The 23,772-nt window shown below is 54.8% G+C and carries 22 protein-coding genes; 12 read left to right on the top strand and 10 right to left on the bottom strand.

The window, feature by feature from the left end:
- The first annotated feature begins 43 nt into the window (after positions 1 to 43).
- From KNP80_RS00325 to KNP80_RS00295, 7 genes are all read left to right on the top strand, one after another.
- The gene (locus KNP80_RS00325) at positions 44 to 2,305 is read left to right on the top strand and encodes an AAA family ATPase (protein WP_214720217.1); all 2,262 of its coding nucleotides are present in this window, start codon (positions 44 to 46) and stop codon (positions 2,303 to 2,305) included.
- Positions 2,306 to 2,335: 30 nt separating this feature from the next.
- On the top strand, positions 2,336 to 2,755 hold the full coding sequence (locus KNP80_RS00320; protein ID WP_214720216.1) for an acyl-CoA thioesterase: 420 nt from the start codon (positions 2,336 to 2,338) through the stop codon (positions 2,753 to 2,755).
- Positions 2,756 to 2,830: 75 nt separating this feature from the next.
- The gene (locus KNP80_RS00315; RefSeq protein WP_214720215.1) at positions 2,831 to 3,745 is read left to right on the top strand and encodes a M15 family metallopeptidase; all 915 of its coding nucleotides are present in this window, start codon (positions 2,831 to 2,833) and stop codon (positions 3,743 to 3,745) included.
- Positions 3,746 to 3,756: 11 nt separating this feature from the next.
- Positions 3,757 to 4,371 (top strand): glycerol-3-phosphate 1-O-acyltransferase PlsY, encoded by a 615-nt coding sequence (plsY, locus tag KNP80_RS00310; RefSeq protein WP_214720214.1) that lies wholly within the window; start codon positions 3,757 to 3,759, stop codon positions 4,369 to 4,371.
- Between the two features lie 240 nt (positions 4,372 to 4,611).
- Positions 4,612 to 5,382, top strand: a complete 771-nt coding sequence (locus KNP80_RS00305; protein ID WP_214720213.1) for a DeoR/GlpR family DNA-binding transcription regulator — start codon at positions 4,612 to 4,614, stop codon at positions 5,380 to 5,382.
- Positions 5,383 to 5,396: 14 nt separating this feature from the next.
- A complete protein-coding gene (locus KNP80_RS00300) occupies positions 5,397 to 6,059 on the top strand; it encodes a copper homeostasis protein CutC (protein ID WP_214720212.1) in 663 nt (220 codons plus the stop codon).
- 59 nt (positions 6,060 to 6,118) lie between these two features.
- Positions 6,119 to 6,769 (top strand): DUF975 family protein, encoded by a 651-nt coding sequence (locus tag KNP80_RS00295; RefSeq protein ID WP_214833398.1) that lies wholly within the window; start codon positions 6,119 to 6,121, stop codon positions 6,767 to 6,769.
- A 15-nt stretch (positions 6,770 to 6,784) separates the two neighbouring features.
- Here the strand turns inward: KNP80_RS00295 and KNP80_RS00290 are convergent, their stop codons facing one another.
- From KNP80_RS00290 to KNP80_RS00280, 3 genes are read right to left on the bottom strand one after another with little or no spacing between them, the layout of a single operon-like run.
- Complete coding sequence (locus KNP80_RS00290) at positions 6,785 to 7,018, bottom strand: DUF2188 domain-containing protein (protein WP_021067563.1); 234 nt, start codon at positions 7,016 to 7,018, stop codon at positions 6,785 to 6,787.
- Positions 7,019 to 7,064: 46 nt separating this feature from the next.
- Positions 7,065 to 7,937 carry an NAD(P)-dependent oxidoreductase gene (locus tag KNP80_RS00285; RefSeq protein WP_214720210.1) on the bottom strand — a complete coding sequence of 291 codons (873 nt, stop codon included), beginning with the start codon at positions 7,935 to 7,937 and terminating at the stop codon, positions 7,065 to 7,067.
- A complete protein-coding gene (locus tag KNP80_RS00280) occupies positions 7,934 to 9,667 on the bottom strand; it encodes an ABC transporter ATP-binding protein (RefSeq protein ID WP_021067561.1) in 1,734 nt (577 codons plus the stop codon). The genes KNP80_RS00285 and KNP80_RS00280 overlap by 4 nt, the downstream gene beginning before the upstream one ends.
- Positions 9,668 to 9,772: 105 nt before the next feature.
- Here KNP80_RS00280 and KNP80_RS00275 point away from each other — a divergent pair, with 105 nt between their 5' ends.
- From KNP80_RS00275 to KNP80_RS00255, 5 genes are all read left to right on the top strand, one after another.
- Positions 9,773 to 10,879: an exonuclease SbcCD subunit D gene (locus tag KNP80_RS00275; protein ID WP_058763788.1), complete on the top strand. Its 1,107-nt coding sequence runs from the start codon at positions 9,773 to 9,775 to the stop codon at positions 10,877 to 10,879.
- Complete coding sequence (locus tag KNP80_RS00270; RefSeq protein ID WP_214833395.1) at positions 10,876 to 13,887, top strand: AAA family ATPase; 3,012 nt, start codon at positions 10,876 to 10,878, stop codon at positions 13,885 to 13,887. The genes KNP80_RS00275 and KNP80_RS00270 overlap by 4 nt, the downstream gene beginning before the upstream one ends.
- Positions 13,888 to 13,892: 5 nt before the next feature.
- Positions 13,893 to 14,675: an AAC(3) family N-acetyltransferase gene (locus tag KNP80_RS00265; protein WP_214833393.1), complete on the top strand. Its 783-nt coding sequence runs from the start codon at positions 13,893 to 13,895 to the stop codon at positions 14,673 to 14,675.
- A 40-nt stretch (positions 14,676 to 14,715) separates the two neighbouring features.
- The gene (locus KNP80_RS00260) at positions 14,716 to 15,603 is read left to right on the top strand and encodes an alpha/beta hydrolase (protein WP_214720205.1); all 888 of its coding nucleotides are present in this window, start codon (positions 14,716 to 14,718) and stop codon (positions 15,601 to 15,603) included.
- Between the two features lie 70 nt (positions 15,604 to 15,673).
- Positions 15,674 to 16,522, top strand: coding sequence for a sulfite exporter TauE/SafE family protein (locus tag KNP80_RS00255; RefSeq protein WP_214833390.1), 849 nt, complete (start codon positions 15,674 to 15,676; stop codon positions 16,520 to 16,522).
- A 129-nt stretch (positions 16,523 to 16,651) separates the two neighbouring features.
- Here KNP80_RS00255 and KNP80_RS00250 read toward each other — a convergent pair whose 3' ends face one another.
- The 7 genes from KNP80_RS00250 to KNP80_RS00220 all read right to left on the bottom strand — a co-directional run bounded on the left by KNP80_RS00250 (position 16,652) and on the right by KNP80_RS00220 (position 23,700).
- Positions 16,652 to 16,840 carry a hypothetical protein gene (locus KNP80_RS00250; RefSeq protein ID WP_214833387.1) on the bottom strand — a complete coding sequence of 63 codons (189 nt, stop codon included), beginning with the start codon at positions 16,838 to 16,840 and terminating at the stop codon, positions 16,652 to 16,654.
- Between the two features lie 63 nt (positions 16,841 to 16,903).
- Positions 16,904 to 17,434 carry a biotin transporter BioY gene (locus KNP80_RS00245; RefSeq protein ID WP_214833383.1) on the bottom strand — a complete coding sequence of 177 codons (531 nt, stop codon included), beginning with the start codon at positions 17,432 to 17,434 and terminating at the stop codon, positions 16,904 to 16,906.
- 111 nt (positions 17,435 to 17,545) lie between these two features.
- On the bottom strand, positions 17,546 to 18,928 hold the full coding sequence (gene argH / locus KNP80_RS00240; protein WP_214833380.1) for an argininosuccinate lyase: 1,383 nt from the start codon (positions 18,926 to 18,928) through the stop codon (positions 17,546 to 17,548).
- Positions 18,921 to 20,132, bottom strand: coding sequence for an argininosuccinate synthase (locus KNP80_RS00235; RefSeq protein ID WP_214833377.1), 1,212 nt, complete (start codon positions 20,130 to 20,132; stop codon positions 18,921 to 18,923). Before KNP80_RS00235 ends, argH begins: the two co-directional genes overlap by 8 nt.
- 125 nt (positions 20,133 to 20,257) lie before the next feature.
- Positions 20,258 to 21,406: a CapA family protein gene (locus KNP80_RS00230; protein WP_251132303.1), complete on the bottom strand. Its 1,149-nt coding sequence runs from the start codon at positions 21,404 to 21,406 to the stop codon at positions 20,258 to 20,260.
- Positions 21,407 to 21,531: 125 nt separating this feature from the next.
- On the bottom strand, positions 21,532 to 23,019 hold the full coding sequence (gene putP, locus KNP80_RS00225; RefSeq protein ID WP_214720199.1) for a sodium/proline symporter PutP: 1,488 nt from the start codon (positions 23,017 to 23,019) through the stop codon (positions 21,532 to 21,534).
- Between the two features lie 123 nt (positions 23,020 to 23,142).
- Entirely contained in the window at positions 23,143 to 23,700 is a 558-nt protein-coding gene (locus KNP80_RS00220; protein ID WP_214720198.1) for a DNA-3-methyladenine glycosylase I, read from the bottom strand.
- Positions 23,701 to 23,772 lie beyond the last annotated feature (72 nt).

Here is a 23,772-nt window from a genome sequence, read left to right as displayed (position 1 = left end):
GACTAAAACGTCGGCTCCTTTGTCGTCTAAAAAGGAGAATACTATGAAACAGATCACCTTGGATCAAGTGCAATCGGACTTGACGGCCTGGGAAGCGGGTGGACGCATCGAGGAAGCGGCGCTATTGTCTTACGCCCATTGGTCGCGCGCGACCGGTCACCGTCAAGAGTTGATTCGCACCTTGACGCTCCTCGCAACGAGACGGTTCGAAGCGCGCCAGACTATCGACCCGTTATTACATCGTTGGGTCAAGGAATTGGAGTCGCTCAACGCATTACCGCCAGCTCTCCGCGTCAGTCAATTATACGAAGTGTTGCGACGTCATAAACAACATTTGCACGTCGAATGGCCGAAATTACGTGAGGCGGATTACGCGTCGATGAAAGTCCAAATTTTAACCGAATACGAAGCGAAGACGTCGGAACTGCTCGAGCAACTTGAACAGCTTCACGACGAGATTGACCGTGCCAAATCCGACCTTCGGGACTCGGAATTCAAAGGACAGCTCGAGCGGTTATTCCTTGTCGTCATCGAGGCGATGCAAGAAGTGGCCGCACTCGAAGATGACACGGCCTCGCTCTTGGCATCGATGCAAGGCAATTACTTCAGCCGTGAGGCGTTCCACCGTTTCGGTGAGCGGGTCGGGCTCGTCAAACAGCGACTGGCCACGATCGTCGAACATTTGCCGGAACAGACGGAACAAGTTCGGTCGAGCGCGATTGAATCACTCGAGGCGATGATCGGGCTCACGGACGTGAAGCAACGTGTCAAAGCGTGGTACCGCTTCCTCTTGTTTCAAAAAGAACGGGAGAAGGCAGGCTTCTCGTCCAAACACCAACCTTCGCTCCATCTCGTGTTCACGGGAAACCCAGGCACCGGTAAGACGACGCTCGCGCGCCTCATGGCCGAGATTTATTTTGAGCTCGGTTTGCTCGCTCGTCCCGACGTCGTCGAGGCGGATCGGTCGAGTCTCGTCGGCGCGTTCGTCGGACAGACGGAAGAGCAAGTCATGAACAAAGTGAAAGAAGCCGAGGGCGGAGTCCTGTTCATCGACGAGGCGTACGCGCTTAAACGTCAGGATGCGAGCGGGAGTGACTATGGACAGGCAGCCATCGATACGCTCGTCGCCGCGATGACGAGTGGTGAGTACGCTGGGAAATTCGTTGTCATCCTCGCCGGTTATCCGGAAGAGATGCGTCACTTTCTATTGGCCAATCCGGGACTACGTTCGCGTTTCCCGGAATCGAACCATTACGAGTTGCCGAACTACAGTGATGACGAGCTCGTCGCCATCGGCGAGAAAGTGGCAGCGGAGAACAATTACGTCCTGACGGTCGAGGCGAAGCGCGCCTTGATTGCGCGGATTGACCGGGAACGGGTCGACGCCACGTTCGGGAACGCGCGCACGGTGCATAACATTTTACTCGACGCCATGTTCAAAAAAGGATCTCGCTTCGGTGCCGATGCCCCGCTCGACGAGATGGCCTTGTTGACGGAAATCGATTTTGAGATGGATGCGACCGAGGACACGTCAGCCCCGACGCTCGACGACTTGGTCGGGATGGAAGAGGCGAAACGGCAACTGCGTGAAATCGAGGCGCTCGTCACGATTCAAAAACGGCGCCGCGAACTTGGATTGAAGACGGCACCTGTCCAACTTCATGCTGCACTCGTCGGCAACAGCGGGACAGGGAAGACGACGTTCGCCCACCTTTATGCCCAATTGCTGAAGAAGACCGGTTACTTGAAACGCGGACACTTGAAAGTCGTCAGCCGGGCCGATCTTGTCAGTGGTTATGTCGGTCAGACGGCACAGAAGACGAAGGCTGCCATCCGCGATGCGCTCGGCGGTGTGTTGTTGATTGACGAGGCTTATAGTTTGAACGGCGGACCGAACGATTACGGTCGTGAAGCAATCGATACGCTCGTCGACGAGATGCCGAAGCACGGGGACAACCTCGTCGTCGTCATGGCGGGATACGAGGCGCCGATGCGGCGATTGATCGAGTCCAATCCTGGACTGAGTAGTCGGATTAAGCGAACCATCCAGTTCGAGGATTATTCGACCGACCAACTCGTCGAGATTGCTAAGACGTATGCCGCGAAATTTGGCTATACGTATGACGATACGGTGGAGCAAGCGCTTAAAGAGCGACTGTCTGGTATCGACCGGCCGAACGCGCGGACGGCACTGTCGTTGATTGATGAAGCCATCGCGAGACAGTCATACCGTTTGATTGAAAGACAGGCTGAAACTGACGACTTGAATCAGATTTTAGTAGTAGATATTAAGACCAAGTTATAATATAATGACCTTGAAAGCGAGGACGATTTAATGCATACGATTCAGATTCCGGTCCGCTACCAAGAGACCGACATGATGGGCATCGTCTATCATGCGAACTATTTAGTGTATCTCGAAATCGCTCGTACTGAATTATTGCGCGAGCTCGGGGTCGAATATAAAGACATGGAACAGGCGGGCTTCGTCTCTCCGGTGACGAACGTCTCGGTCGACTATAAGAAGAGCGTCACGTTCGGCGATACGGTCCACGTCCGGGTATGGGTCGACAGCTATTCCAAGATTCGGACCGTCTATGGCTATGAGTTGACCGATCAAGACGGAAATCTCGTCGGTTCGGCGAAGACGACCCACGTCGTCGTCAAACAGGGCGACTTCAAGCCGGTCCGTCTCGACCGCGAGTTTCCAGAGTGGCATGACATGTATATGCGTGTCATGAGTCCCGTCACATAACAGTGGTTCTTTTGTACCGTCAGTATGGTATCATATCTTGACGGTATTTTTTGTACAAAGAAAGGGGAAGATCGCATGCGAAAACCATCTCTGTTGATGGTATGCTGCGCCTTGACGCTCACGTTGGTGGGCTGTAACACGAGCAACCAAAACGAAACGGAAGAAGCCGATAACAAACCGGCTGAAACCGAACAACAAACAGAAACTCCGGCCGCTGCGTCGACGGATACAGAAGACGAAGTGGTTGAAGAAGCTCCGGCGACTGAAGCCGAGCCCCCTGCAGAAGACGAGCCTGCGGAAGAACCGGCAGCAGACGAACCTGAGGCCGAAGAAGCACCTGTTGTGGAAGCACCGCCTGTAGAAGAACCGGCTCAAACGCCGAGCCAGCCGCTTGAACAAAACGGGATGGCGAACGTGAAACTCGATACGCTTATCCTCGTCAATAAAAAAATCGCCTTGCCGGCCGGTTACAAACCGAACGACCTCGTGACGGCGAACATCGACTTTGTCGACACGGCGTCCGGGGAGCGGAGGATGCTCCGTAAAGAAGCGGCACAGGCAATCGAAAAATTGATGACCGGTGCGAAAACGGCCGGAATCGATTTGAAAGGGACGAGCGCGTTCCGTTCATACGACTATCAAGTGCAATTGTTCAACGCCTATGTCGCCAAAGACGGAAAAGAACAAGCGATGAAGTATTCGGCACCGCCGGGTCATTCAGAACATCAGACGGGACTCGCCATAGACGTCTCGAGCGCCTCGGTCGGGTATCAATTGACACAGAGCCTTGAACAGACGAAAGAAGGCAAGTGGTTGGCCGACAATGCCCATACGTATGGGTTCATCGTCCGCTATCAACGCGCCTATGAGGCGGAGACGGGTTATATGTTTGAACCGTGGCACTTACGCTACATCGGGGTGGAGCATGCGACGAACGTTCATAAGACGAACGTCCCGTTTGAACGCTACCTCGAGCAATCCATGAATTAAGGGGAATCGCGATGCCTTATTTGACAGAAATCATCATTATCATCATCAGCTATCTACTCGGTTCAATCCCGTTCGCCCTCCTCGTCGGTAAGCTCGGCTATAAAGTCGATGTCCGCGAGCACGGGAGCGGGAACTTGGGCACGACGAACACGTTTCGCGTGCTTGGGAAGAAAGCGGGTACGATCGTCCTATTAGGGGATATGGGGAAAGGCTTGGTCGCGGCATTATTGCCGCTTCTATTCGGAAGCGAAATGAGTCTGCTCCTCGCTGGGATTCCGGCCATCATCGGCCACTCTTACCCTATCTTCGCCAAATTTAAGGGCGGAAAATCGGTGGCGACGAGCGCGGGTATCCTGCTTGCTGCGTTCCCATGGTTTTTCGTCGTCGTCGTCGGCACGTTCATCGTGACGTTGCTAATTTCAAAGATGGTGTCGCTCTCATCGATAGCAGCTTCTGTTGTTGGCATCGTGACCGTCGTCGCCTATGGCATCATCGCCAAAGACTGGTTGCCGCTCATCGTCATTGTCCCGCTCGCCTTGTTCATCATCATCAAGCACCGCTCGAACTGGCAACGAATCCGTGCGGGCACAGAGCCTAAAGTGCCGCTGTTTCAAAAGCGAAAGTAACAATCGATGACCATCCTGCTCGATATACAGAGAAGGGATGGTCGTTTTTTCATTAAATAACGAGAAGGTGAAACTTCAACCATTTTGATGAGGCTGTCTTTTTGTGGATTTCCGTTGATTTTTGCCGAAAAGTTCGAAAAAACTGTTGGATTTGCCCGTTCTTTACTTTCTGTTTACGTTAAATTTACATCCGTTCGCTACACTGAAAAAGGAAGCGATATTTGCGGAGGAGGCAGGGAAGTGTCTTTAATTGGAGAAGAACGTAAACAAAAGATTGTTGAATGGATTGAACGGGAAGGCAAAGTGAAGACGAGCGAGTTGATTGAACGGTTGAACGTCTCGGGGGAGTCAATTCGCCGCTACTTAGAAGAGCTTGAGAAAGAGCATCGAATCAAGCGGGTGTATGGCGGGGCGGTGCTCCATCAGAGCGTCTCATTCCAACCGATGATGATCTCGAACATGGACGGGATTCGTCGCATCGCCTATACGGCGTTTCAGCTCGTCGAGGATGATATGTTGCTGTATATCGGACACGGCGTCGCCCCAGAGCAAGTTGCGGCCAGACTTCGTGGACGAAATTTGACCGTCGTCACTCCGTCGCTCATGGTCGCCAAGGCGCTCTTTGAACAACGGGCCAAGGGCGTGTTTACTGGCGATATCCAATTACTCGGTGGGACGATTGATCCGAAACATCTCGTCACCGTCGGCGAGCACGTCCTGCAGCAACTGAAGGCGTACGTGTTCGATATGGCCATCCTGTCTGTCGAGGGCGTCGATGCCTCGCTCGGCTTGACGTGTGATGCCCATGGTCTCTCGACCGTGACGCAGGCGGTCATCGATCAATCGCGTCAATGTTACTTGCTCGCCGACCACACCCAGTTCAATCAACAAAAACGCTATCGGGTCTCCGACTTTTCAAAGGTGACGACCATCATCTCTGATTTTCCGGAACCGACGGATTGGAAGCGCGCCCTGGCGGAACATGAGGTCGAGTGGCGCTTCGCACCATAACGAGGAGGGATTTCATGATTGAAGTGATTGTGACAACGTTGACCGAAGCCAAGACGGCTGAACGGTTCGGGGCGGACCGGCTCGAATTGATTGCCGATCTGCCAGCCGGCGGGACGACACCGAGTTTCGGGACGATTCGTAACGTGCTCGAACAGGCTACCATTCCTGTGCACGTCATGATTCGGCCCCATGCGGACTCGTTCGTCTATGACGAGGAAGATGAAGAGACGATTTTGGCTGATATCGGTCTTTGCCGTGAACTCGGGGCCGATGGCATCGTCTTCGGAGCCTTGACGAGCGAAGGGCGTATCGATGAGGCGCTGCTCGGAGAAGTGATTAAACATAAAGGCGAGATGGTGCTCACGTTCCATCGGGCCATCGATGACGCGGCCGACTTGATGGACGCGATCACGGTGCTAAACGACTTCCCAGAAGTTGACCACGTCTTGACGTCCGGAGGACAAGCGACGGCACTAGAAGGCATAGACCGATTAAGTGCGATGCATGAGGTGGCGGAGATGAACGTCCTCCCGGGTGCCGGCATCACGGCCGATAATGTGGCGCAACTGATCGACCGGCTAGGCGTTGATTTCGTCCATGTCGGAAGCGGGGTACGGACCGAGGGCCGCTTGGATGAGCACAAGTTCAAGGCAATCAAACAACAGATGGCACGCTAAAAAAAGTCGGCTGACTGTTTTTTTGCTATAATGAAGAAAACGATACTGTAGGTGAAGTCATGCAATCATCAATCTATAAACAATTTGCTCTTCGGATGTTGTCCGGCAACTGGGGCATCTCGCTGCTTGCGGTCGTGGCGACGATGCTCGTTCAGGCGGTCATCACGACGCAGCTCGATTTGGAATCGACCGACCCGAGCGTCCTGTTCGTGTCAATCTGTCTGCTGTACGGTGCGACCGTCTTACTCGCCCCGCTCGAACTGGGACGCAACTGGGTGTTCCTCGATATCGCCAAAGCCGAGAAGCCATCGTTCGGGCTCTTGTTCGATGCGTTCGGTTCGCTCAAAGATTACGTTCGGTCCGTCACGTATTATGCCGTCTTTTATCTCGGGTTGAACGTGCTCATGCTGTTCTTGATTGTCCCTGGTGTCTGGTTCTATTTGACGTATCGCATGGTCCCGTTCGTGTTACGGGACCAACCGGAACTGTCTGCGTTTCAAGCAATGCGAGAAAGCCAGCGTCTCATGCGCGGCCATAAACGGACGATGTTGCGCTTGTATGCGAGTTTCATCGGCTGGTACGTCCTCGTCATGTTCACGGGCGGATTGGCCTATATCTTCGTACAGCCTTATATCAGTACGGCGCTCGCCGGGTTATATCTCGAAATCAAGGCACAGACAGATGCAAACGAACAACCGGTCGGCTCATGAGCCGACCGGTTGTTTTTATGTTCCGTGCCGATCCGACTTTTGTGGGTCAGGAGCGTCACGAAACTCAGATTTCTCTTCTTTTGAGGCATGTTCGTGCCATTTCTTCGCTTGTTCCGTGGCGATTGGAATCGCCTTTTGATCGGAGTAACCTTGGGCGAGCAAGGCGTTGGCGATATCGATGGCTTTCTTTTTGACGAGCGGGTCGAAGTTTTTCAGTGATTCCGGATAGTCTTTCATATTCCATGGCATCTGTAATCGCTCCCTTCTGTACTACTAATTCCACGAGCGGGACGATTCAAACGTCCTGATGCATGTAGTATTCGATGAGCGCCTGCGTCCCGTTCTCGCCGTAGCCGTTCTCTTCGAGGATGGAGTACAGTTTATACGCCAACTCGAGGCTCGGCAGTTTGATGTTCAACTGTTCGGCGCTCTCGAGGGCGAGTTTCATGTCCTTCAGGAAATGCTTGATGAAGAAACCAGGAGCATAGTCCTCGACAATCATCCGGGGAACAAGGTTCTCGAGCGTCCAGCTGCCCGCGGCACCGCCCCGAATCGTCTGGCGCAATTGATCGGGATTGAGCCCGGCCCGTTTCGTGAAGGCGAGCATTTCGGCGTTGCCCATCATGATGCCGGCGATTGCGATCTGATTGGCGAGTTTCCCATATTGGCCGCTTCCGGCATACCCCATCCGTTCAATCGATTGGCCCATCGCCTCGAACAGCGGTCGCGCCTTCGTGAAGGCGTATTCGCCGCCGCCGACGAGAATCGACAACGTGCCGTTCTTGGCACCGACGTCACCGCCCGTGACCGGTGCGTCGAGCGGGAGCAAGCTGCGATCGATTGCGGCATCAGCGATCCGTTCGGCCAGGAGTGGCGAAGACGTCGTCATATCAATGACGAGCGTTCCTGGCTCAGCCGATTGCAAAATCATACCGTCCCCGAAATAAAGACTCTCGACGTCAGACGGATAGCCGACGATGGTGATGACGGCATCGGCGTTTTGACAGACGGCTTCGACCGAATCACACCAACGGACACCTTCCGCAAATAAATCAGCCGCTTTCTCTTTCGTCCGCGTATACGCTTGGACTTCGAATCCCGCCTTCATTAAGTTTCTGACCATCGATTGACCCATCACACCGAGTCCGATAAATCCGACTGTCTTCATAGTTGATTGCCTCCTAAAAGTTGTTGTTTCACGAGTCGTTCATAGAGTACGTTGTCTCGAAGCAACTCTTGATGCGTCCCGAGCCCGCTGATGCCGCCGTCCTCGAGCACGACAATTTGATCGGCGTGTTGGACGGTCGAGAGCCGGTGGGCGATGACGAGTGTCGTCCGTCCTGTCATGAGCCGGTCTAGCGCTTCTTGCACGACGCGCTCAGATTCCGAGTCAAGGCTTGACGTCGCCTCGTCGAGCAGTAAGATTTGCGGGTCACGCAACAGCGCCCGGGCGATGGCGAGCCGTTGACGCTGACCGCCTGACAGACGGACGCCGCGTTCGCCGATCTCCGTGTCGAGCCCGTCCGGCATCGCCTCGATGAACGACCAGGCGTTGGCCATATCACAGGCGTGACGAATCTCATCCTCGGTCGCGGTCCGGGTCAAGCCGTATAAGATATTTTGCCGCACCGTCCCGGATAAGACGGGCGAATCTTGGGCGACGTAGCCGATGACTTGCCGCCATTCGTTGCGGCCGTAGGTTGAGATGTCCCGGTCCCCGTAATGGATGTGTCCGCTCGACGGAAGGTAGAACTGCTCGACGAGGGCGAACAGTGTCGTCTTGCCGGCACCGCTGCGTCCGACGATGGCTGTCGTGGCACCGAACGGGACAGTGAGGGACACGTCGTCAATGACAGGTTGGTCGCCATAGCGGAACGTCAGGCCCTCGAACGAGAGCGACGACTGTCGAATCGTCGACGGCTCATCCGTGTACGGTTCCGGCTCGATGGCGAGCAGTTCCGAGATTCGTTCGGTGGCCCCGCGTGCTTTTTGGAGCCGAGTGATAAACTCCGTCATCGTGATGAGCGGCGTGATGATTTGGAACAAGTACAGCATGAACGCGAGTAACGAACCGGTCGATAAGGCACCGGTCGAGACGCGATAAGCCCCGAAGCCGAGAATGGCGATCAGCATCGCCGTCAACGTGACGTTCAGGAGCGGAATCAAAATCGCTTGAATCCGTCCCTCGCGCACACCGAGGCCGAAGAGACGCTCAATGCGTCGTTTTCCTTCTGCGACCTCGACGGATTCGGTCGCCTGTGATTTGACGAGCCGGATCTCTCCGAGCAGTTCAGCGAAAAACCCGGACAAGTCACCGAGCTCATGTTGCGTCGCCTTGGCGATTTTCCGAAGTTTACGCCCGAGCGGGATGACGATAAGAAGTGTCGTCGGCACGGAGAACAAGATGACGAGCGTCATCTGCCAATCGAGCGTGAACAAGATACCAACGGCGCCGATGACCGAGACGAACGACGTCAAGAGACGGACGCTCTGTTCGGACAAGAGCTGCTGCAACGTCGTCGTGTCGTTATTTAACCGTGAGACGAGATCCCCTGATTTGACGCCGTCATAGAACGGGATCGGGAGGGCGACGAGATGCTCCCATAACGTCGTCCGCAAATTGGCGACGACCCGTTGTCCGACGATATGTAGCCAATAAATCGAAATCGCACTCGAGACGACTTGGATGAGAAACGCCGTCACGAAGATGGCGACGAGGCGGGCGTCGAGCGCGGCCTCGCTCCAATTGTCGACGACGCGTTGCAAGATGAGCGGAATGGCGAGTGAAGCCATCGCTTGAAGCAATGAAATCAATACGGCACCGATAAACAGACCTTTCGGTGGTTGAGCGACACGGAACAAGCGCAGAAAGGCTTGCCATGTAGATGTGGACTCCATGATACATCCCCCTTTCCTATTAACTTTCGCTGTTTCGAAAACAAGTGTCAAGACGTCGAATCGTACACCGGAATAATGCTAGAATGGAATCAGAGGTGAAGTCGCATGAAATGGATACATACGGCCGATTGGCATTTAGGTAAAATCGTCCACGGCCGCCATATGACAGAAGAACAACAAATCATTTTATTTGAGTCTTTCTTACACATCGTCGACGAGGAGAAGCCTGACGCCATCGTCGTCGCCGGTGATTTATATGATCGGGCCGTGCCGCCCGTTGAGGCCGTCGATCTGCTCGATGAGATGTGGCGCGCGCTCGTCCTCGAGCGGGGCATCCCTGTGCTCGCCATCGCCGGCAATCATGATTCGGCCGAGCGGCTCCAATACAGCTCCAAACTGTTGACGAAAGTCGGTCTCCATATCGTCGGAAAGGTTGACCCGGGCACAGGGCCGATTGTCGTGAACGACATCCCATTTTATTTGATGCCGTTCCTTGAGCCGGCGCGCATCCGTTATGCGTTCGGCGACGAGTCGATTCGGACCCATCATGACGCACTCGCCGCAGTCATTGACTCATACGGGGCGATTGATGCACGCGCGGTCGCCGTCGGCCACAGTTTCGTCGCCGGTGGACTCGAGACCGATTCCGAACGGCAGCTGTCCGTCGGGACGGCAGGGCAAGTCGCCAAAGGATTATACGCGCCGTTCGGCTATACGGCACTCGGACACTTGCATAACCGTGACGCCATCCGCGACGACCGGGTCGCGTACAGCGGCTCGCTTATGAAATATTCGTTCTCCGAGGCGTCCCATGTGAAATCGATCGACGTCATCGAATGGGACGGGACATGGACACGCCGTCGGCGCCCGCTAAAAGCGCGACGAGACTTGCGCATTTTGACCGGGACGCTGAACGAGCTACTCGACCCGTCGTTTTATCAAGATGAGGCCGTCGACGACTATTTGAAAATCGTCTTGACCGATGAACGTGCGTTATTCGACCCGATGGCCAAGTTACGGACCGTCTATCCGAACATTTTACACCTCGAACTCGAGTTGTTGCGTCGCCAAGACCAGACGTCTCGCTTCGAACGTGAGAAGCTCGAGCGGCAATCGGTCGAGGATGTATATATGGACTTCTTTAAAGCCGTCCACGGCCGCGATGCCGATGCGACGGTGCAACGTTTCTTAGAAGGGGAGGAATCGATTTGAGACCGGAACAATTGACCATCACCGCCTTCGGTCCTTACGCCGAGACGGAACAAATCGATTTTACGCAGCTTGAAGGACGTTCAATGTTCGTCATCAGCGGCAGGACCGGTGCCGGAAAGACGACCATTTTTGACGCGATGACGTTCGCGCTCTATGGTCGGGCCAGCGGGGCACTCCGGAACGCCAGCGATTTCCGAAGCCAATATGCGGACCCGGAACGGAAGACTGAAATCGACTTCACGTTCACGATTCGTGATGAACGGTATCGGATCGTTCGTCAGCCGCAACAACCGCATCCGAAAAACAAGACGCCGATTCCGCACGAGGCGGTGCTGTATGAATGGAAAGAAACATGGAAACCGTTGGCGACGAAAGTGAACGACGTCGAACAGACGATTGAATCGTTGTTGCAGCTAAGCTATGAGCAGTTCAGTCAAATCTTGCTGTTGCCGCAGAACCAGTTCCGTCAGCTCCTTGATTCCGATTCGACGAAGAAGCAACAGATTCTGCAATCAATCTTCAAGACGGAGGCGTACCGCTCCTTTCAGGAGGATTGGATCGAACGTTACGGCAAGTACCGCAAACGCGTCGAATGGGCGGTCGAGACGACGCGTTTAAAACTGTTGGAACTCGAAGACGAGGCCGTCGAGGACATGTCGACCCGCAACTTGCCTGAAATCGTGACGTGGCTCGACGCCCGGGAGGAGCGACTCTTGGCGGCGCGGGACACGTTACAGACTCAGCGCCGGACTGGTGAGGATCGGCTCGAGGCGCTGCGTCGAGAAGTGAATCAGGCGACCGTGCTCGCCGAGTTGATGGATGAGCGGGACGTGCGCGCGACCGCACTCCAAGCATTCCGTCAAGCGGCACAAGCACGCGAAGAACGCCAGGCGCTCATCTTGCGACTTGAACAAGTGGCGAGCGTCAGCCCGCTCTATCAACGTACCGAAACGGTGCGTCACGATATCGAACGGTTGACCCGTGAACGCGATGTATCCCGTCAACGAGACGAAGGCTACACGAGACAGTTGGAGGAGTTGAAGGCAGAAGCAGAGGCCATCACGACCATGCGCCAGGAGGCAGACCAAGCCACAAGTCGCGTCAATGCGATTGACGAGATGTTGCCCTATGTCGATGAATGGCACCGGGCCACTAGACGTCGGGATGACTTGAAACGCCAGTTGGAGCCCCTCAGTCTATTCTCAGAAGAAGCACGTCTCCAGGAGCTCCAAGCGACCGAAGGCGAACTTGTGGCTAAGCTGGAACACGCACCTGCCCCAGACCAACTCGTCGAGGCCGAACGACTGTATAGTCAGCTCCAACATCAGGTTCGACTCGAGTCGAAAGTGGCAGAGGTCACGGAACGGCTTGCCGCCTGTGAACGGAGCGGCAAGGACATCCAACGACAATTCACCGTCCAGACGGAACGAGTCGACCAATTCGTCGAGGCCGAGCATGCACGCATGGCCGACATGCTGCGCGAGCAGCTCGAGACGGGGGAACCTTGTCCGGTCTGCGGATCATTGACCCACGGACACGTCGAGCGGACAGAGACGTCGATTGATGAGGCCGGTCATCGTTCAGCCGTTGAGGCACTGAAACGGATTGAGGCCGAACTCCATGAGGCACGGGCGGATTATCGGGCGCTCAAACGACAACTCGATGAACTGATTCGTGAACGCGACCTTGCTCGGATCGAGTTGAAACTCGACGGTGCGGCTGCCACCGCGTTGCAAGACCAAGACGAACGTGTCCGACAGTTGCGTCAACAGGCCGAAGAACGTCAACGGATGGAGCGCCTGCTACGTACGACCACGACCGAATTGAAGCAACTCGAGACGGCCAAGCGTCTACAGGCGGACGAACGGCAGAAGCTGTTCGAACAGCTACAAGCCGTGCAAGAGAAACTCGAGTCGATGCGTCAACCGGATGGGACGACGTTAGAGATGCTGCAGACCGAGCGAAGTCAGCTCAAGACGCGACTCGACCGCATCGAACGGGACGTGGCGGCGTATGAACGTCGGCTCGAAGAACTGAATCGATTGAAGTGGGGGGAAGCGGAACGACTCCGTCTCCTTGGCGAACAACTCGAGTTCGAACATGCTCGTCTTTCCGAAGCGACGGCTGAACTGGAGGCCGCTTTCGAGAGAATTGAGTTGACTGAAGCTGTGTTCAAGGAGTATCGCTTGCGCGTCGAGCAACTGCCCGAACTACGCGAGCGCCAAGCGACTGAGCTTGAGGAAGGTGTCCGGCTCGAACACGCCGTCAAGGCGCTGAACGAGAAAATCGGGGACCGTCCGCGACCAGACCTTGAACGCCTCCAGGAGAAGTTGCACGAAGAGGGCCGTTCGTTCGAAACGCTGTCCGAACAACTCGTGACGGCGGACGGGCAATTGAAACGCCATCGTCACATCGTCGCCGAATGGAACGCGTTACGGGAGAAGACGGATGAGGATCAACGGAATCTGGAGACGGTCAAATTGATCGCCGACACCGGACGTGGTCTGAATCCGCAAAAATTGACGTTCGAGACGTACGTGCAGACGGCGTTCTTCGATCAAATTCTCCATGCGGCCAACGTCCATCTCGATCAAATGACGAGCGGACAGTTCCAATTGGAGCGGAAAATCGAGACTGCGAAAGGAAATGCCAAGTCGGGTCTCGAATTATTAGTCTTTGACGCCTATACCGGTCAGTCACGCCGGGTCCAAAACTTATCGGGCGGCGAAGGGTTCAAGGCATCGCTCTCGCTCGCCCTTGGATTGGCCGAGGTCGTCCAACAGTTGAGTGGCGGGGTCAGTCTCGAGACGATGCTGATCGATGAAGGCTTCGGGACGCTCGACGCCGAATCGCTCGATCAAGCGATTGAATTGCTCATGTCGCTGCAATCGAGCGGCCGGCTCGTCGGGGTCATCAGCCACGTCCAAGAATTGAAAGACCGGGTCGATGCCCGGATTGAAGTCAAGAAATCAAGGAGCGGGTCAACGATCCAGCTCATCGTGGAGTGAGACTGATGAAACATATGGAAACGAAAACAACGTTAGTGGCCCACCTGCAAGAGGCGGGCATTCGACGAGGGGACGCACTGTTCGTCCACACGTCGCTATCAAAACTTGGCTGGGTGTGCGGCGGGCCTCAGACGGTCATCGAGGCGCTCCAAGAAACGGTCGGACCGGACGGGCTCATCATGATGGCGACCCAGAGCGGGGATAATTCAAATCCCGCTGAATGGGAAGCCCCACCGGTCCCAGTCGAATGGTGGCAGACCATCCGTGATGAGATGCCAGCGTATGACTCGGCGAAAACAGCGACCCGAGGGATGGGTCGTGTCCCAGAGCTGTTCCGCTCGTATCCGGAAGTGTTCCGGAGCGATCACCCGATGTGGTCGGTCGCCGCGTGGGGACGGGACGCCGAACACATCGTGGCCGGACATACGCTCGACGTCGGCTTCGGGCCAGGGTCGCCGATTGAACGGATGATTGAGCGCGATGCGAAAATATTACATCTCGGTTCGCCGCTCGATGCGACAACGTTATGGCATTATGCCGAATACGGAATTGAGGGTCCTGTGAAGCCGTTCGAATGTGCGTTAATGGAGAACGGTCAACGGGTGTGGAAGACGTTCGAGCATACCGACGTCAACAGTGACCCGTTCGGTGCCATTGGAGAGAATATCGTCAAACGGGCGGACGTCAAGACGTTCACGATTCACGAGGCGACATGTTACGTCATCCCGTCTGAGACGTGGGAGCCGGTACAACATGCGCTCGTCGCCTTACGGAGCTGGCTCCGGTGAGACGGCTGATGCGAACTATACTTAGGAGAGGGGCACTGCGATGAATCGTTGGGTCAAATATATGGGAATCGCCGTCGGCGTATTGGTTTTCGTCGCGTTTCTTGCCGTCGTGGGCATCTCGGCCCACATCGGGGATCAATTGACGTCACCTGAACGGGAGACGTTGACGTTCACCCCTAAGACGCTAGGCGTCAAGTATGAGAACATCACGATCGAATCAGAGGATCAACAGGAATTATACGGCTGGTGGATCCCGCACCCGACGCCGCGTGCGACGATTGTCTTCGCGCATGGCTACGGGAAGAACCGTGAACAATCCGATTTGCCGCTCAAAGAATTGATTCCGGAATTCCATGAGCAAGGGTATCAGTTTTTGACGTTCGACTTTCGCGGCTCCGGAATTTCAGAAGGGGATCGCGTGACGGTCGGGGCAAAGGAGCAATCTGACCTTGCTGCCGCCATCGCGTATGCGAAAGAGCGCTCGGACGGGCCCATCGTCTTATATGGGGTTTCGATGGGTGCCGCGACGGCACTCGCGACGGCTGACGAGACCGATGTCGCCGCCGTCATCGCTGATAGCCCGTTCAGTGACCTCCGCGGCTATCTCGAAACGAATCTGCCGGTATGGAGCGATTTACCGAACTTCCCGTTCACACCGGTCATCATGACGGTGACGCCTTGGTTTACGGGGCTCGACGCGGATGTGGTCAAACCGATTGACGATATGGCTCAAATCGAGGCACCGGTGTTATTGATTCATAGTCAAGGTGACGATGCCATTCCCGTAAGCGAGAGCGAGCAATTGGCCAAAGCCGGCGAGGATGTCGAACTGTGGGTGACCGAGAATGATGGGCACGTGCAGTCGCATCGATCGTTCCAAACCGAATATCGCCGGACGGTATTCGAATTTTTAGAGCGTGTGTTGTAAGTGAGGGGCGCAACATGCGCTCCTTTTTTGTTATGATTAGTTATGAAAAGGAAAGAAAGAAGGTTTGTTCATGGACGTCACAGCATTACTATCGTTTCTTTTGCTCGGAACGCTCATCGGAATTTTGAGCGGATTCTTCGGCATCGGCGGCGGAATTTTACTCACGCCACTCCTGCTCGTTTTCGGATACGAGGCGAGTGCGGCCATCGCGCTCAGTCTCATGCTTACGCTCGGATCGACAACGGCCGGCACAATCTCCCACATCAAATTAAAAAACGTCAACCCGAAACATGCCCTCTTGATCGGTGTGTTCGGGGTCACCGGCACGTGGGTGGCGACGCCGCTCGTGTTATATCTCGAGACGCTCGACGGGGCGAAACCGGTCATCTCGCTCGCCTATATCGCGCTGTTAACGTATTTCGCCGTCTCGTTCTTCCGTTCGAAACAGCATGAGGAGGGCAGCGTCGGTTCGGAGTCGGTCCCGCGCCTCGGCTTCATTGGATTGTTCGGCGGATTCATCTCATCACTCATGGGTGTCAGTGGTGGCTTCGTGTTGACACCGCTTCAAGTCAAATTGCTCAACACCGAGATGAAACGGGCCGTCGGGACGAGCATCGCCGCGGCGTTCCTCATCGTCGTCTCGGGCGTGATCAACTATGCTGTCGCCGGCGCTGATGTGAATTATTGGCATGGTATCGCCTTAATCGCCGGGGCGATGATTGGTTCGCCGATTGGAGCGAAGCAGTTGCAGCGGTTCAGTTCGCAACTCGTCAAAAAGGCGCTCGGTGGCTTCTATGTCGCCGTCGCTATCAGTGTGGCTCTCAATTTGCTCGGCTATAATGACATTTCACTCGGACTGCTCGTCGTGCTCGCGCTCTCATTCATCGTCGCGCTGTTCATCCGACCGCGTTCGAAGTAATCCTAAACCCTCGTCTACGGACGGGGGTTTGTTTGTGGGAACCATTCCATTGGTATTCAAATCGACGAGACGTACCAAGCATTCTTAACCAGTTCAGCACAGTAAAAAACCCCGTCCGAGGACGAGGTTTTAACGTCTGGCAATATGGTCAATGTTTTCTTGAATCTCTCCGACTTTACTTTTCGCTTCCAGCAGACTTCGTTCGAACGCCTCGATATCGCGCTTCTCGTGCCGCGTCTCGTCTTTCCCGCGTCGTTGTCCTTTCGGAAAGCGATGGGTCGCTTTAGCCAAACGTTTTTTAAACGTCGAATCGCTCATAAGGACACCCCCTTCCATACTATATACGTTCCACCTATACTTTCCGCTGAAACGTTTGAACCTTCAAGAGGCGAGGGTTTTGCGCATTTGAGGGTTGGTGGACACTTTATAAGCGATAGCTGCCGCCAACACTGCTTTGATTAAGTCGCCGATGATGAACGGAATGTTCACTTTGAGCGCATCGATGAACGTCATACCAAACACGGCTTGCAACCCAAGACTGCCGAGCAAATAGACAAGACCGAGTCCAAATAAGACGTTGTAGCCGATGAGGGCAGGGAACGAACGATGCCGTTCCGATGACCAGCCAATCAAAAAGGCCACGATTGGGAAGGCGAGCAAGTATCCGACCGTCGGACCGACGAACGGTGCAAGTCCGCCCGAACCGCTCAACACCGGTAATCCGATTAAACCGAGCAAGAGATAGACGACGACAGCGAGTCCACCTTTTTTGGCCCCAAGGATCGAAGCGACGGTCATGATGCCGAGCATTTGCAGCGTGATTGGCACAGGGCCGATCGGGATAGCGATTGAACCGATGCTCGCGAGCAGGGCGGCGCCGATAGCGATTTGCGTTAAATCATGAATCTTCATTATGTAAACCCCTTTTCCGTTAACGTTAACTAAAACAAGGTTAACACCATTGGATAAGGTTGACAAGCATAAAATGAGCACCTGGTCTTAAGTGACCAAATGCTCTTTTATTTAAGTGCGCTGTGGCAGTTTTCCTGCCACCTCGTTTAGTTGGGTGCGAACCGAGTCGAAGCCCGTCCCGCCGTAGCTGTTGCGGCGTTTGACGGCCGTCACCGGTGAGAGTGCCTCGTAGACGTCCTGTTCAATCAATCCAGAGTGGGCTTGATACGTCTCAAGCGGGAGCTCCACCAAATACAGCCGATGGTCGATACAGTAGCGGACGAGTGTCCCCGTCACTTCATGCGCCTCCCGGAACGGCATGCCTTTCGCCGTCAAATAGTCGGCGAGCTCGGTTGCGTTCGAAAAATCGCGCTCGGTCGCTTGTTTCATCGTGTCCGTGTGGAACGTCATGTCTTGAATCATGCCGGCCATGATGCTGAGGCTTCCTTGGAGCGTCTTGACGGTGTCAAACATGCCTTCCTTGTCTTCTTGCAGGTCTTTATTATAGGCGAGCGGCAAGCCTTTCATAATGGTCAGCAGCCCCATCAGATTGCCGACGACCCGTCCCGACTTCCCGCGGACGAGTTCGGCCATGTCCGGGTTCTTCTTCTGAGGCATCATGCTCGATCCCGTCGAGAACACGTCAGAGATCGTGATGAACCGATACTCTTCACTGCTCCAAAGAATCAACTCCTCACAGAACCGTGACAAGTGCATCATGAGGAGCGACGCGTTCGATAAAAATTCCAAGATGAAATCACGGTCGCTGACGGCGTCCAGGCTGTTCGGATACACGTTTGCGAATCCAAGTAGTTCGGCCGAACGGTGGCGATCGATCGGGAAGGTCGTCCCAGCGAGAGCCCCGGCACCGAGCGGGCTCATGTCGATCCGTTTCAAGCTGTCACTGAAACGTTCCTTGTCTCGCTCGAGCATCCAGAAGTAAGCGAGCAAGTGATGGGCCAGCGAGACTGGCTGTGCCCGTTGCAAATGTGTATAACCTGGCATGATCGACTCGACGTTCTGAGCGGCGTGGTCATAGAGTGCCGTCTGCACGGCTTCAATCCCTTCGATTGTCTCGAGGACGCGGCGCTTTAAATAGAGGTGCATATCGGTCGCGACCTGGTCGTTCCGGCTACGGGCCGTGTGCATCTTTCCAGCGACGGGCCCGATCTCTTCATGCAACAACGCCTCGAGGTTCATATGAATATCTTCATGGAAGACGTTGAACGTCAATTCGCTCGCTTGTGCCTTCTTGGCTAGCGTCTTCAGACCAGCGACGATTTGCGCGACTTCATCTGCTGTCAAAATATGTTGCTCCCCGAGCATCGTCACGTGGGCGATGCTCCCTTCAATATCTTCTAACACGAGCTGGGCGTCGAAATGAATCGAGGCCCCGAACTCGTCGACCCATTCACTGGCCGTCAGTTCGAACCGGCCGCCCCATAATTTACTCATGCACCATCGTTCCTTTCTCGGCGAGCACTTCCGCTTGCACTTTCGTCGGCAGCCCCCAAAGTTTGATGAAGCCGACGGCCGCTTGCTGGTCGAACGTGTCGGCTGACGTGTATGTCGCGAGGTGTTCGTCATAGAGCGAAATCGGTGATTTCCGTCCGTCGACGATGGCCTGTCCTTTGAATAGTTTCATCCGGACCGTACCTGTCACCGTCTGTTGCGTCTCATCGATGAAGGCGAGGAGTGCTTTCGTCAATGGTGAGTACCATAAGCCATTATAAATCGTCTCTGTCAACTTCTGTTCGACGATCGGTTTAAAATGGGCGACTTCCCGGACGAGTGTGAGTGCCTCGAGCGCCTGGTGTGCGGTGATGAGCGTCATCGCACCCGGTGCCTCGTACACTTCCCGCGATTTGATGCCGACGACCCGGTTCTCAATATGGTCGATTTTCCCGATGCCGTGGGCCCCAGCGACGATGTTCAACTGCTCAAGAATGGCTGTGAACGTCGCCGCATGTCCATTGATGGCGACCGGTACACCGGCGTTGAATTCGATTTCGACATACGTCGGTTCGTTCGGTGTGTCTTCGAGTTGCGCCGTCAATTCGTAGGCACTCGCTGGTGGAGCGGCCCAAGGGTCCTCGAGGATGCCGCATTCGACGGCCCGGCCCCAAATGTTTTGGTCGATCGAGAACGGTTCTTCTTGGACGATTGGAATCGGGATACCGTGCTCGGCCGCATAGGCGATCTCTTCTTCCCGTGACCATTTCCACTCCCGCACCGGGGCGATAATTTCAAGCGACGGGTCGAGCGCATGGATTGACACTTCGAACCGGACTTGGTCGTTCCCTTTCCCCGTGCATCCGTGAGCGACGGCGATGGCGCCTTCGGCTTGTGCGACCTCGACTAGCTTCTTCGAGATGAGCGGGCGCGATAGGGCAGAGACGAGCGGATAGACGCCTTCATACATCGTATGTGCCTGCATCGAGTAACGGGCGAAATCGTTGACGAATTCATCGACCGCATCGATGACGACCGATTTGACGGCCCCGACTTTGAGTGCCTTCTGTTGAATGCGTTCCACGTCTTTTCCTTCGCCGACGTTCAAACAGCAGGCGATGACGTCATACCCTTGTTCATCCAACCATTTGATTGCGACCGATGTATCAAGTCCACCTGAATAAGCTAATACGAGTTTTTGTTTCATTTCCTTACACCCCTTATACATAATTATTCATCTGTATTTATAAATATACGAATTACTCTAACGTATGCTTCTCCGTAAAGCAACCTTTTTGGCAAAAAAAAGAATCACTTGTGAAAAGTGATCCTTCATTGGACGATTTCGAGCTCGGGCATCCATTGGGACATGTGTTGGCTCGTGGCCTCGAACAGCTCCGGCTTGCCGGTCTGGAGCGGTACGACCTCGAACGGACCTTCCACGCTAGAGCGGCGAGTGAACGTCGGATAAAACATCGGGTTGGCGAGTTCAATCGTCTCCTTATCGTCCTCGACCGTCTTGACGACGTCGATGCCGACGATGCCACCCGTATTCCGGTCGTCCCCTTGTTGGCCGGACAGGAAGTTGCCGAGCGAGTAGGCAACGAACGTCCGATTCCCTTCAGCGCCATTCACCCAGGCCACCGGTTGGAGGACGTGCGGATGATGGCCGATGATGAGGTCGACCCCGAGGTCGGACAGTTGTTGGACGAGCGTCTGTTGCGCCTCGTTCGGGAGCGTCTCATATTCGTTCCCGAAATGAAGCGAGACGACCGTGATATCGGCCGCTTGTTCGGCCGCTTCGATTTCAGGGGTCATCGCCTCGAGATCGATATAATTGACGTGATAGGGTTGCTTCGGGACGACACCGTTCGTGCCGTACGTATAGGCAAGGAAGGCAAATGAGATGTCATTCTCAGTCAGCGTCCGAAGCTCAGACTTGTCCGCCTCCGATAAGAAGGAGCCAGTGTACGGCATGCCAATCTCGTTCCAGTGCGCGATCGAGTTCTCGATGGCCGTGACTCCTCGGTCGAGCGTATGGTTGTTTGCCGTCGTCACCAAGTCGACTCCAGCGTCTTGGAGCGCGTCGCCGACTTCATACGGACTGTTGAAGGCGGGATAACTCGATAACCCGATCTCACTGCCGCCGATCATGCTCTCCTGGTTGGCGATGGCGATATCGGCCTCGGTCAAAATCGGGGCGATCGGTTCGAAGGCGGCGGTGAAATCATAGCCGTCTCCGCTCTTGGCGGCGTTATACACGCTGTCATGTAACAAGATGTCGCCGATTGCATAGAGCGACGTCGTCGTCACGACGGGTTCTGGTTCTTCCGGAACGGGTGCCGGGGCTTCCGCCTCGGTCTCTGGAGCCGGGGTCTCCGTTTGCTCTGGAGACGTCTCGACGTCGGCGGTCGCGCAGCCGAACAGCAGGAGGAGGGGCAAAGTCAACATCGTTTGTTTATATCGGATTACTCGTTTCAACGGACGAGTCACTTCCTTTCGTGTCATTCAAACTGGACTACTCCATTCATTCGCCATGGAAGAAGAATATCCTTGTCAGGGAATAAGAAAAAGTGCCAGGCGATTGTAGCCTGGCACGCTGTTTGTTAAATTCGTTCTGTCTTCAAGATGTGTTCCATCTCCTCGAACTCGTTCGTGATAATCGAGCTCGGCGGTGGTGTCATCAAACTGACGACGTAGATGGCAAGGCTCGACAACAAGAACGCTGGAATCATCTCATACAGTTCGCCGAAGGTCCCGAACCAATCGGCAGCAAAGTTTTTCCAGACGATGACGATGAACGCACCGGTCAACATGCCTGCCAGCGCACCTTGACGCGTCGTCCGTTTCCAGAACAGGCTGAACAAGATGAGTGGACCGAATGACGAGCCGAATCCGGCCCAAGCATAGCCAACCAAGTTCAAAATCGTGTCATCCGCCCCGAACGCGAGCCAAATCGAAATCAACGAGACGAGGATGACGGTAATTCGGCCGACCATGACGAGTTCGCGGTCGCCGGCGTCTTTTCGGAAGAACTTCTGATAGAAATCGGTCGTCGCGGCACTCGATGAGACGAGGAGCTGTGACGAAATCGTCGACATGATAGCTGCAAGCAAGGCTGCGAGCAACACCCCGGTGATGAGATCGACGAACAACAAATCAGATAAATTGATGAAAACATTTTCCGGGTTGTCGATTTCAAGTCCGCGCTGGGTGTAGTAGGCGAGGCCGAACAATCCGGTCGCCATCGCCCCGACGACGGTGAACAACATCCACGAGATGCCGATGCGTCGTGCTTTCTTGATGTCCTGCAACTTCTCGATGGCCATAAAACGGACGATGATATGCGGTTGTCCGAAGTAACCGAGTCCCCAAGCGAATAGCGAGACGATGCCGATGAGCGATTGCCCCGTCAATGGATCGAGTAGCGCCTCATCGATATCACCGATCGTCTGGAACGCGGCGCTCACCCCGTCGGTCGCCGTGATGGCGATGGCCGGTACGAGGATGAGAGCGAACAACATGATGAGCCCTTGGACGAAGTCGGTCCAACTGACGGCCAAAAAGCCACCGATGAACGTATAGATGATGATAATCGAAGCCAAAATGACGACCCCGGTCCCGAAATTGATATCAAAGACGGCTTCGAACAAGCGACCACCGGCCACGAACCCGCTCGTGGCATAGAGTGTGAAGAATACGAGTGTCACGGCCGCCGAGAACGTCCGGAGCGTCCCGCGTGAATCTTTAAATCGTTTCTCAAAGAAATCTGGAATCGTGATGGCATCCTCGGACAAATACGAATATGTCCGTAAGCGAGGTGCGACGAGCAACCAGTTCAAGTACGCACCGATCGTCAACCCGATGACGATCCATCCGCTCGAGAGACCGGTCGCGAACATCGCCCCCGGCAACCCCATCAACAGCCAACCACTCATATCGGAAGCACCGGCCGACAAAGCCGCCACGGCCGGACCAAGGCCGCGTCCTCCGAGCATATAGTCGCCGATGCTCTCAGTACGCCGATAGGCGATGACACCGAGTAACACCATGAGCGCCATATACACTGTAATCGAAATCAATACACCGTTCATACAACATCCCCCTCATTCGTAATGAAAACGCTTTCAAAATCTATGGATTGCACCATGACAAAATTTTGTCACAAAAATGAATGAAGTGCACGATTTTGTTTAGGGATTGACCAAATAATCAAATTATTTGGCGAAGCAAGAGGCGAGATGGTCATTGATGAGGCCCGTCGCTTGCAGGTGGGCATAGACGGTCGTCGGTCCCAAAAATTTGAATCCGCGGCGCTTCAAGTCTTTGCTCACTTGATGGGACAATTCGGTCGTGGCAGGGATGTCGTCGGTCGATTCCCACTCGTTGCGAATCACTGTGTTGTCAACGAATGACCAAATGTAGGCATCGAACGACCCGAACTCTTGTTGAATCTCGATGAATCGCTTGGCGTTGTTGATGGATGCCTCGATTTTACGACGGTTTCGGACGAGACCAGGATTGGTCAGCAACCGTTCCACGTCCGTCTCGTCGAACGTCGCGACGGTCGCGACGTCAAACCCGGCATAGGCGTCCCGGTAATGCTCGCGTTTCCGTAAGATGGTGATCCAGCTGAGACCGGCCTGGGCGCTCTCGAGCGTCAAACATTCGAAGTGCTTATGATCATCATGGACGGGTTTGCCCCATTCCTCATCGTGATAACGAACGTACAACGGGTCGGTGCCGCACCATGGGCAACGTGTTACTTCAGTCATGTCATGTCCTCGCTTTCCTTCAAGTACTTCATTTTAACATGCTGTTTCGGTTTTTGACCGGGCGTGACGGGT

The organism is Exiguobacterium sp. E4787 (assembly GCF_018618375.1).
GTDB lineage: Bacteria > Bacillota > Bacilli > Exiguobacteriales > Exiguobacteriaceae > Exiguobacterium > Exiguobacterium chiriqhucha.
Note: the sequence above shows the minus strand (reverse complement) of the source record. Positions and strands in the feature narration are given on the sequence as shown.

Excerpts from the sequence above, each read along its gene's own strand:
- KNP80_RS00295 (WP_214833398.1), top strand. The coding sequence starts at position 6,119 with ATGCAATCATCAATCTATAAACAATTTGCTCTTCGGATGTTGTCCGGC.
- KNP80_RS00285 (WP_214720210.1), bottom strand. The coding sequence starts at position 7,937 with ATGAAGACAGTCGGATTTATCGGACTCGGTGTGATGGGTCAATCGATG.
- KNP80_RS00275 (WP_058763788.1), top strand. The coding sequence starts at position 9,773 with ATGAAATGGATACATACGGCCGATTGGCATTTAGGTAAAATCGTCCAC.
- KNP80_RS00320 (WP_214720216.1), top strand. The coding sequence starts at position 2,336 with ATGCATACGATTCAGATTCCGGTCCGCTACCAAGAGACCGACATGATG.
- plsY (WP_214720214.1), top strand. The coding sequence starts at position 3,757 with ATGCCTTATTTGACAGAAATCATCATTATCATCATCAGCTATCTACTC.
- KNP80_RS00220 (WP_214720198.1), bottom strand. The coding sequence starts at position 23,700 with ATGACTGAAGTAACACGTTGCCCATGGTGCGGCACCGACCCGTTGTAC.
- KNP80_RS00255 (WP_214833390.1), top strand. The coding sequence starts at position 15,674 with ATGGACGTCACAGCATTACTATCGTTTCTTTTGCTCGGAACGCTCATC.
- KNP80_RS00245 (WP_214833383.1), bottom strand. The coding sequence starts at position 17,434 with ATGAAGATTCATGATTTAACGCAAATCGCTATCGGCGCCGCCCTGCTC.
- argH (WP_214833380.1), bottom strand. The coding sequence starts at position 18,928 with ATGAGTAAATTATGGGGCGGCCGGTTCGAACTGACGGCCAGTGAATGG.
- KNP80_RS00235 (WP_214833377.1), bottom strand. The coding sequence starts at position 20,132 with ATGAAACAAAAACTCGTATTAGCTTATTCAGGTGGACTTGATACATCG.
- KNP80_RS00300 (WP_214720212.1), top strand. The coding sequence starts at position 5,397 with ATGATTGAAGTGATTGTGACAACGTTGACCGAAGCCAAGACGGCTGAA.
- putP (WP_214720199.1), bottom strand. The coding sequence starts at position 23,019 with ATGAACGGTGTATTGATTTCGATTACAGTGTATATGGCGCTCATGGTG.
- KNP80_RS00315 (WP_214720215.1), top strand. The coding sequence starts at position 2,831 with ATGCGAAAACCATCTCTGTTGATGGTATGCTGCGCCTTGACGCTCACG.
- KNP80_RS00290 (WP_021067563.1), bottom strand. The coding sequence starts at position 7,018 with ATGCCATGGAATATGAAAGACTATCCGGAATCACTGAAAAACTTCGAC.
- KNP80_RS00325 (WP_214720217.1), top strand. The coding sequence starts at position 44 with ATGAAACAGATCACCTTGGATCAAGTGCAATCGGACTTGACGGCCTGG.
- KNP80_RS00260 (WP_214720205.1), top strand. The coding sequence starts at position 14,716 with ATGAATCGTTGGGTCAAATATATGGGAATCGCCGTCGGCGTATTGGTT.
- KNP80_RS00280 (WP_021067561.1), bottom strand. The coding sequence starts at position 9,667 with ATGGAGTCCACATCTACATGGCAAGCCTTTCTGCGCTTGTTCCGTGTC.
- KNP80_RS00265 (WP_214833393.1), top strand. The coding sequence starts at position 13,893 with ATGAAACATATGGAAACGAAAACAACGTTAGTGGCCCACCTGCAAGAG.
- KNP80_RS00250 (WP_214833387.1), bottom strand. The coding sequence starts at position 16,840 with ATGAGCGATTCGACGTTTAAAAAACGTTTGGCTAAAGCGACCCATCGC.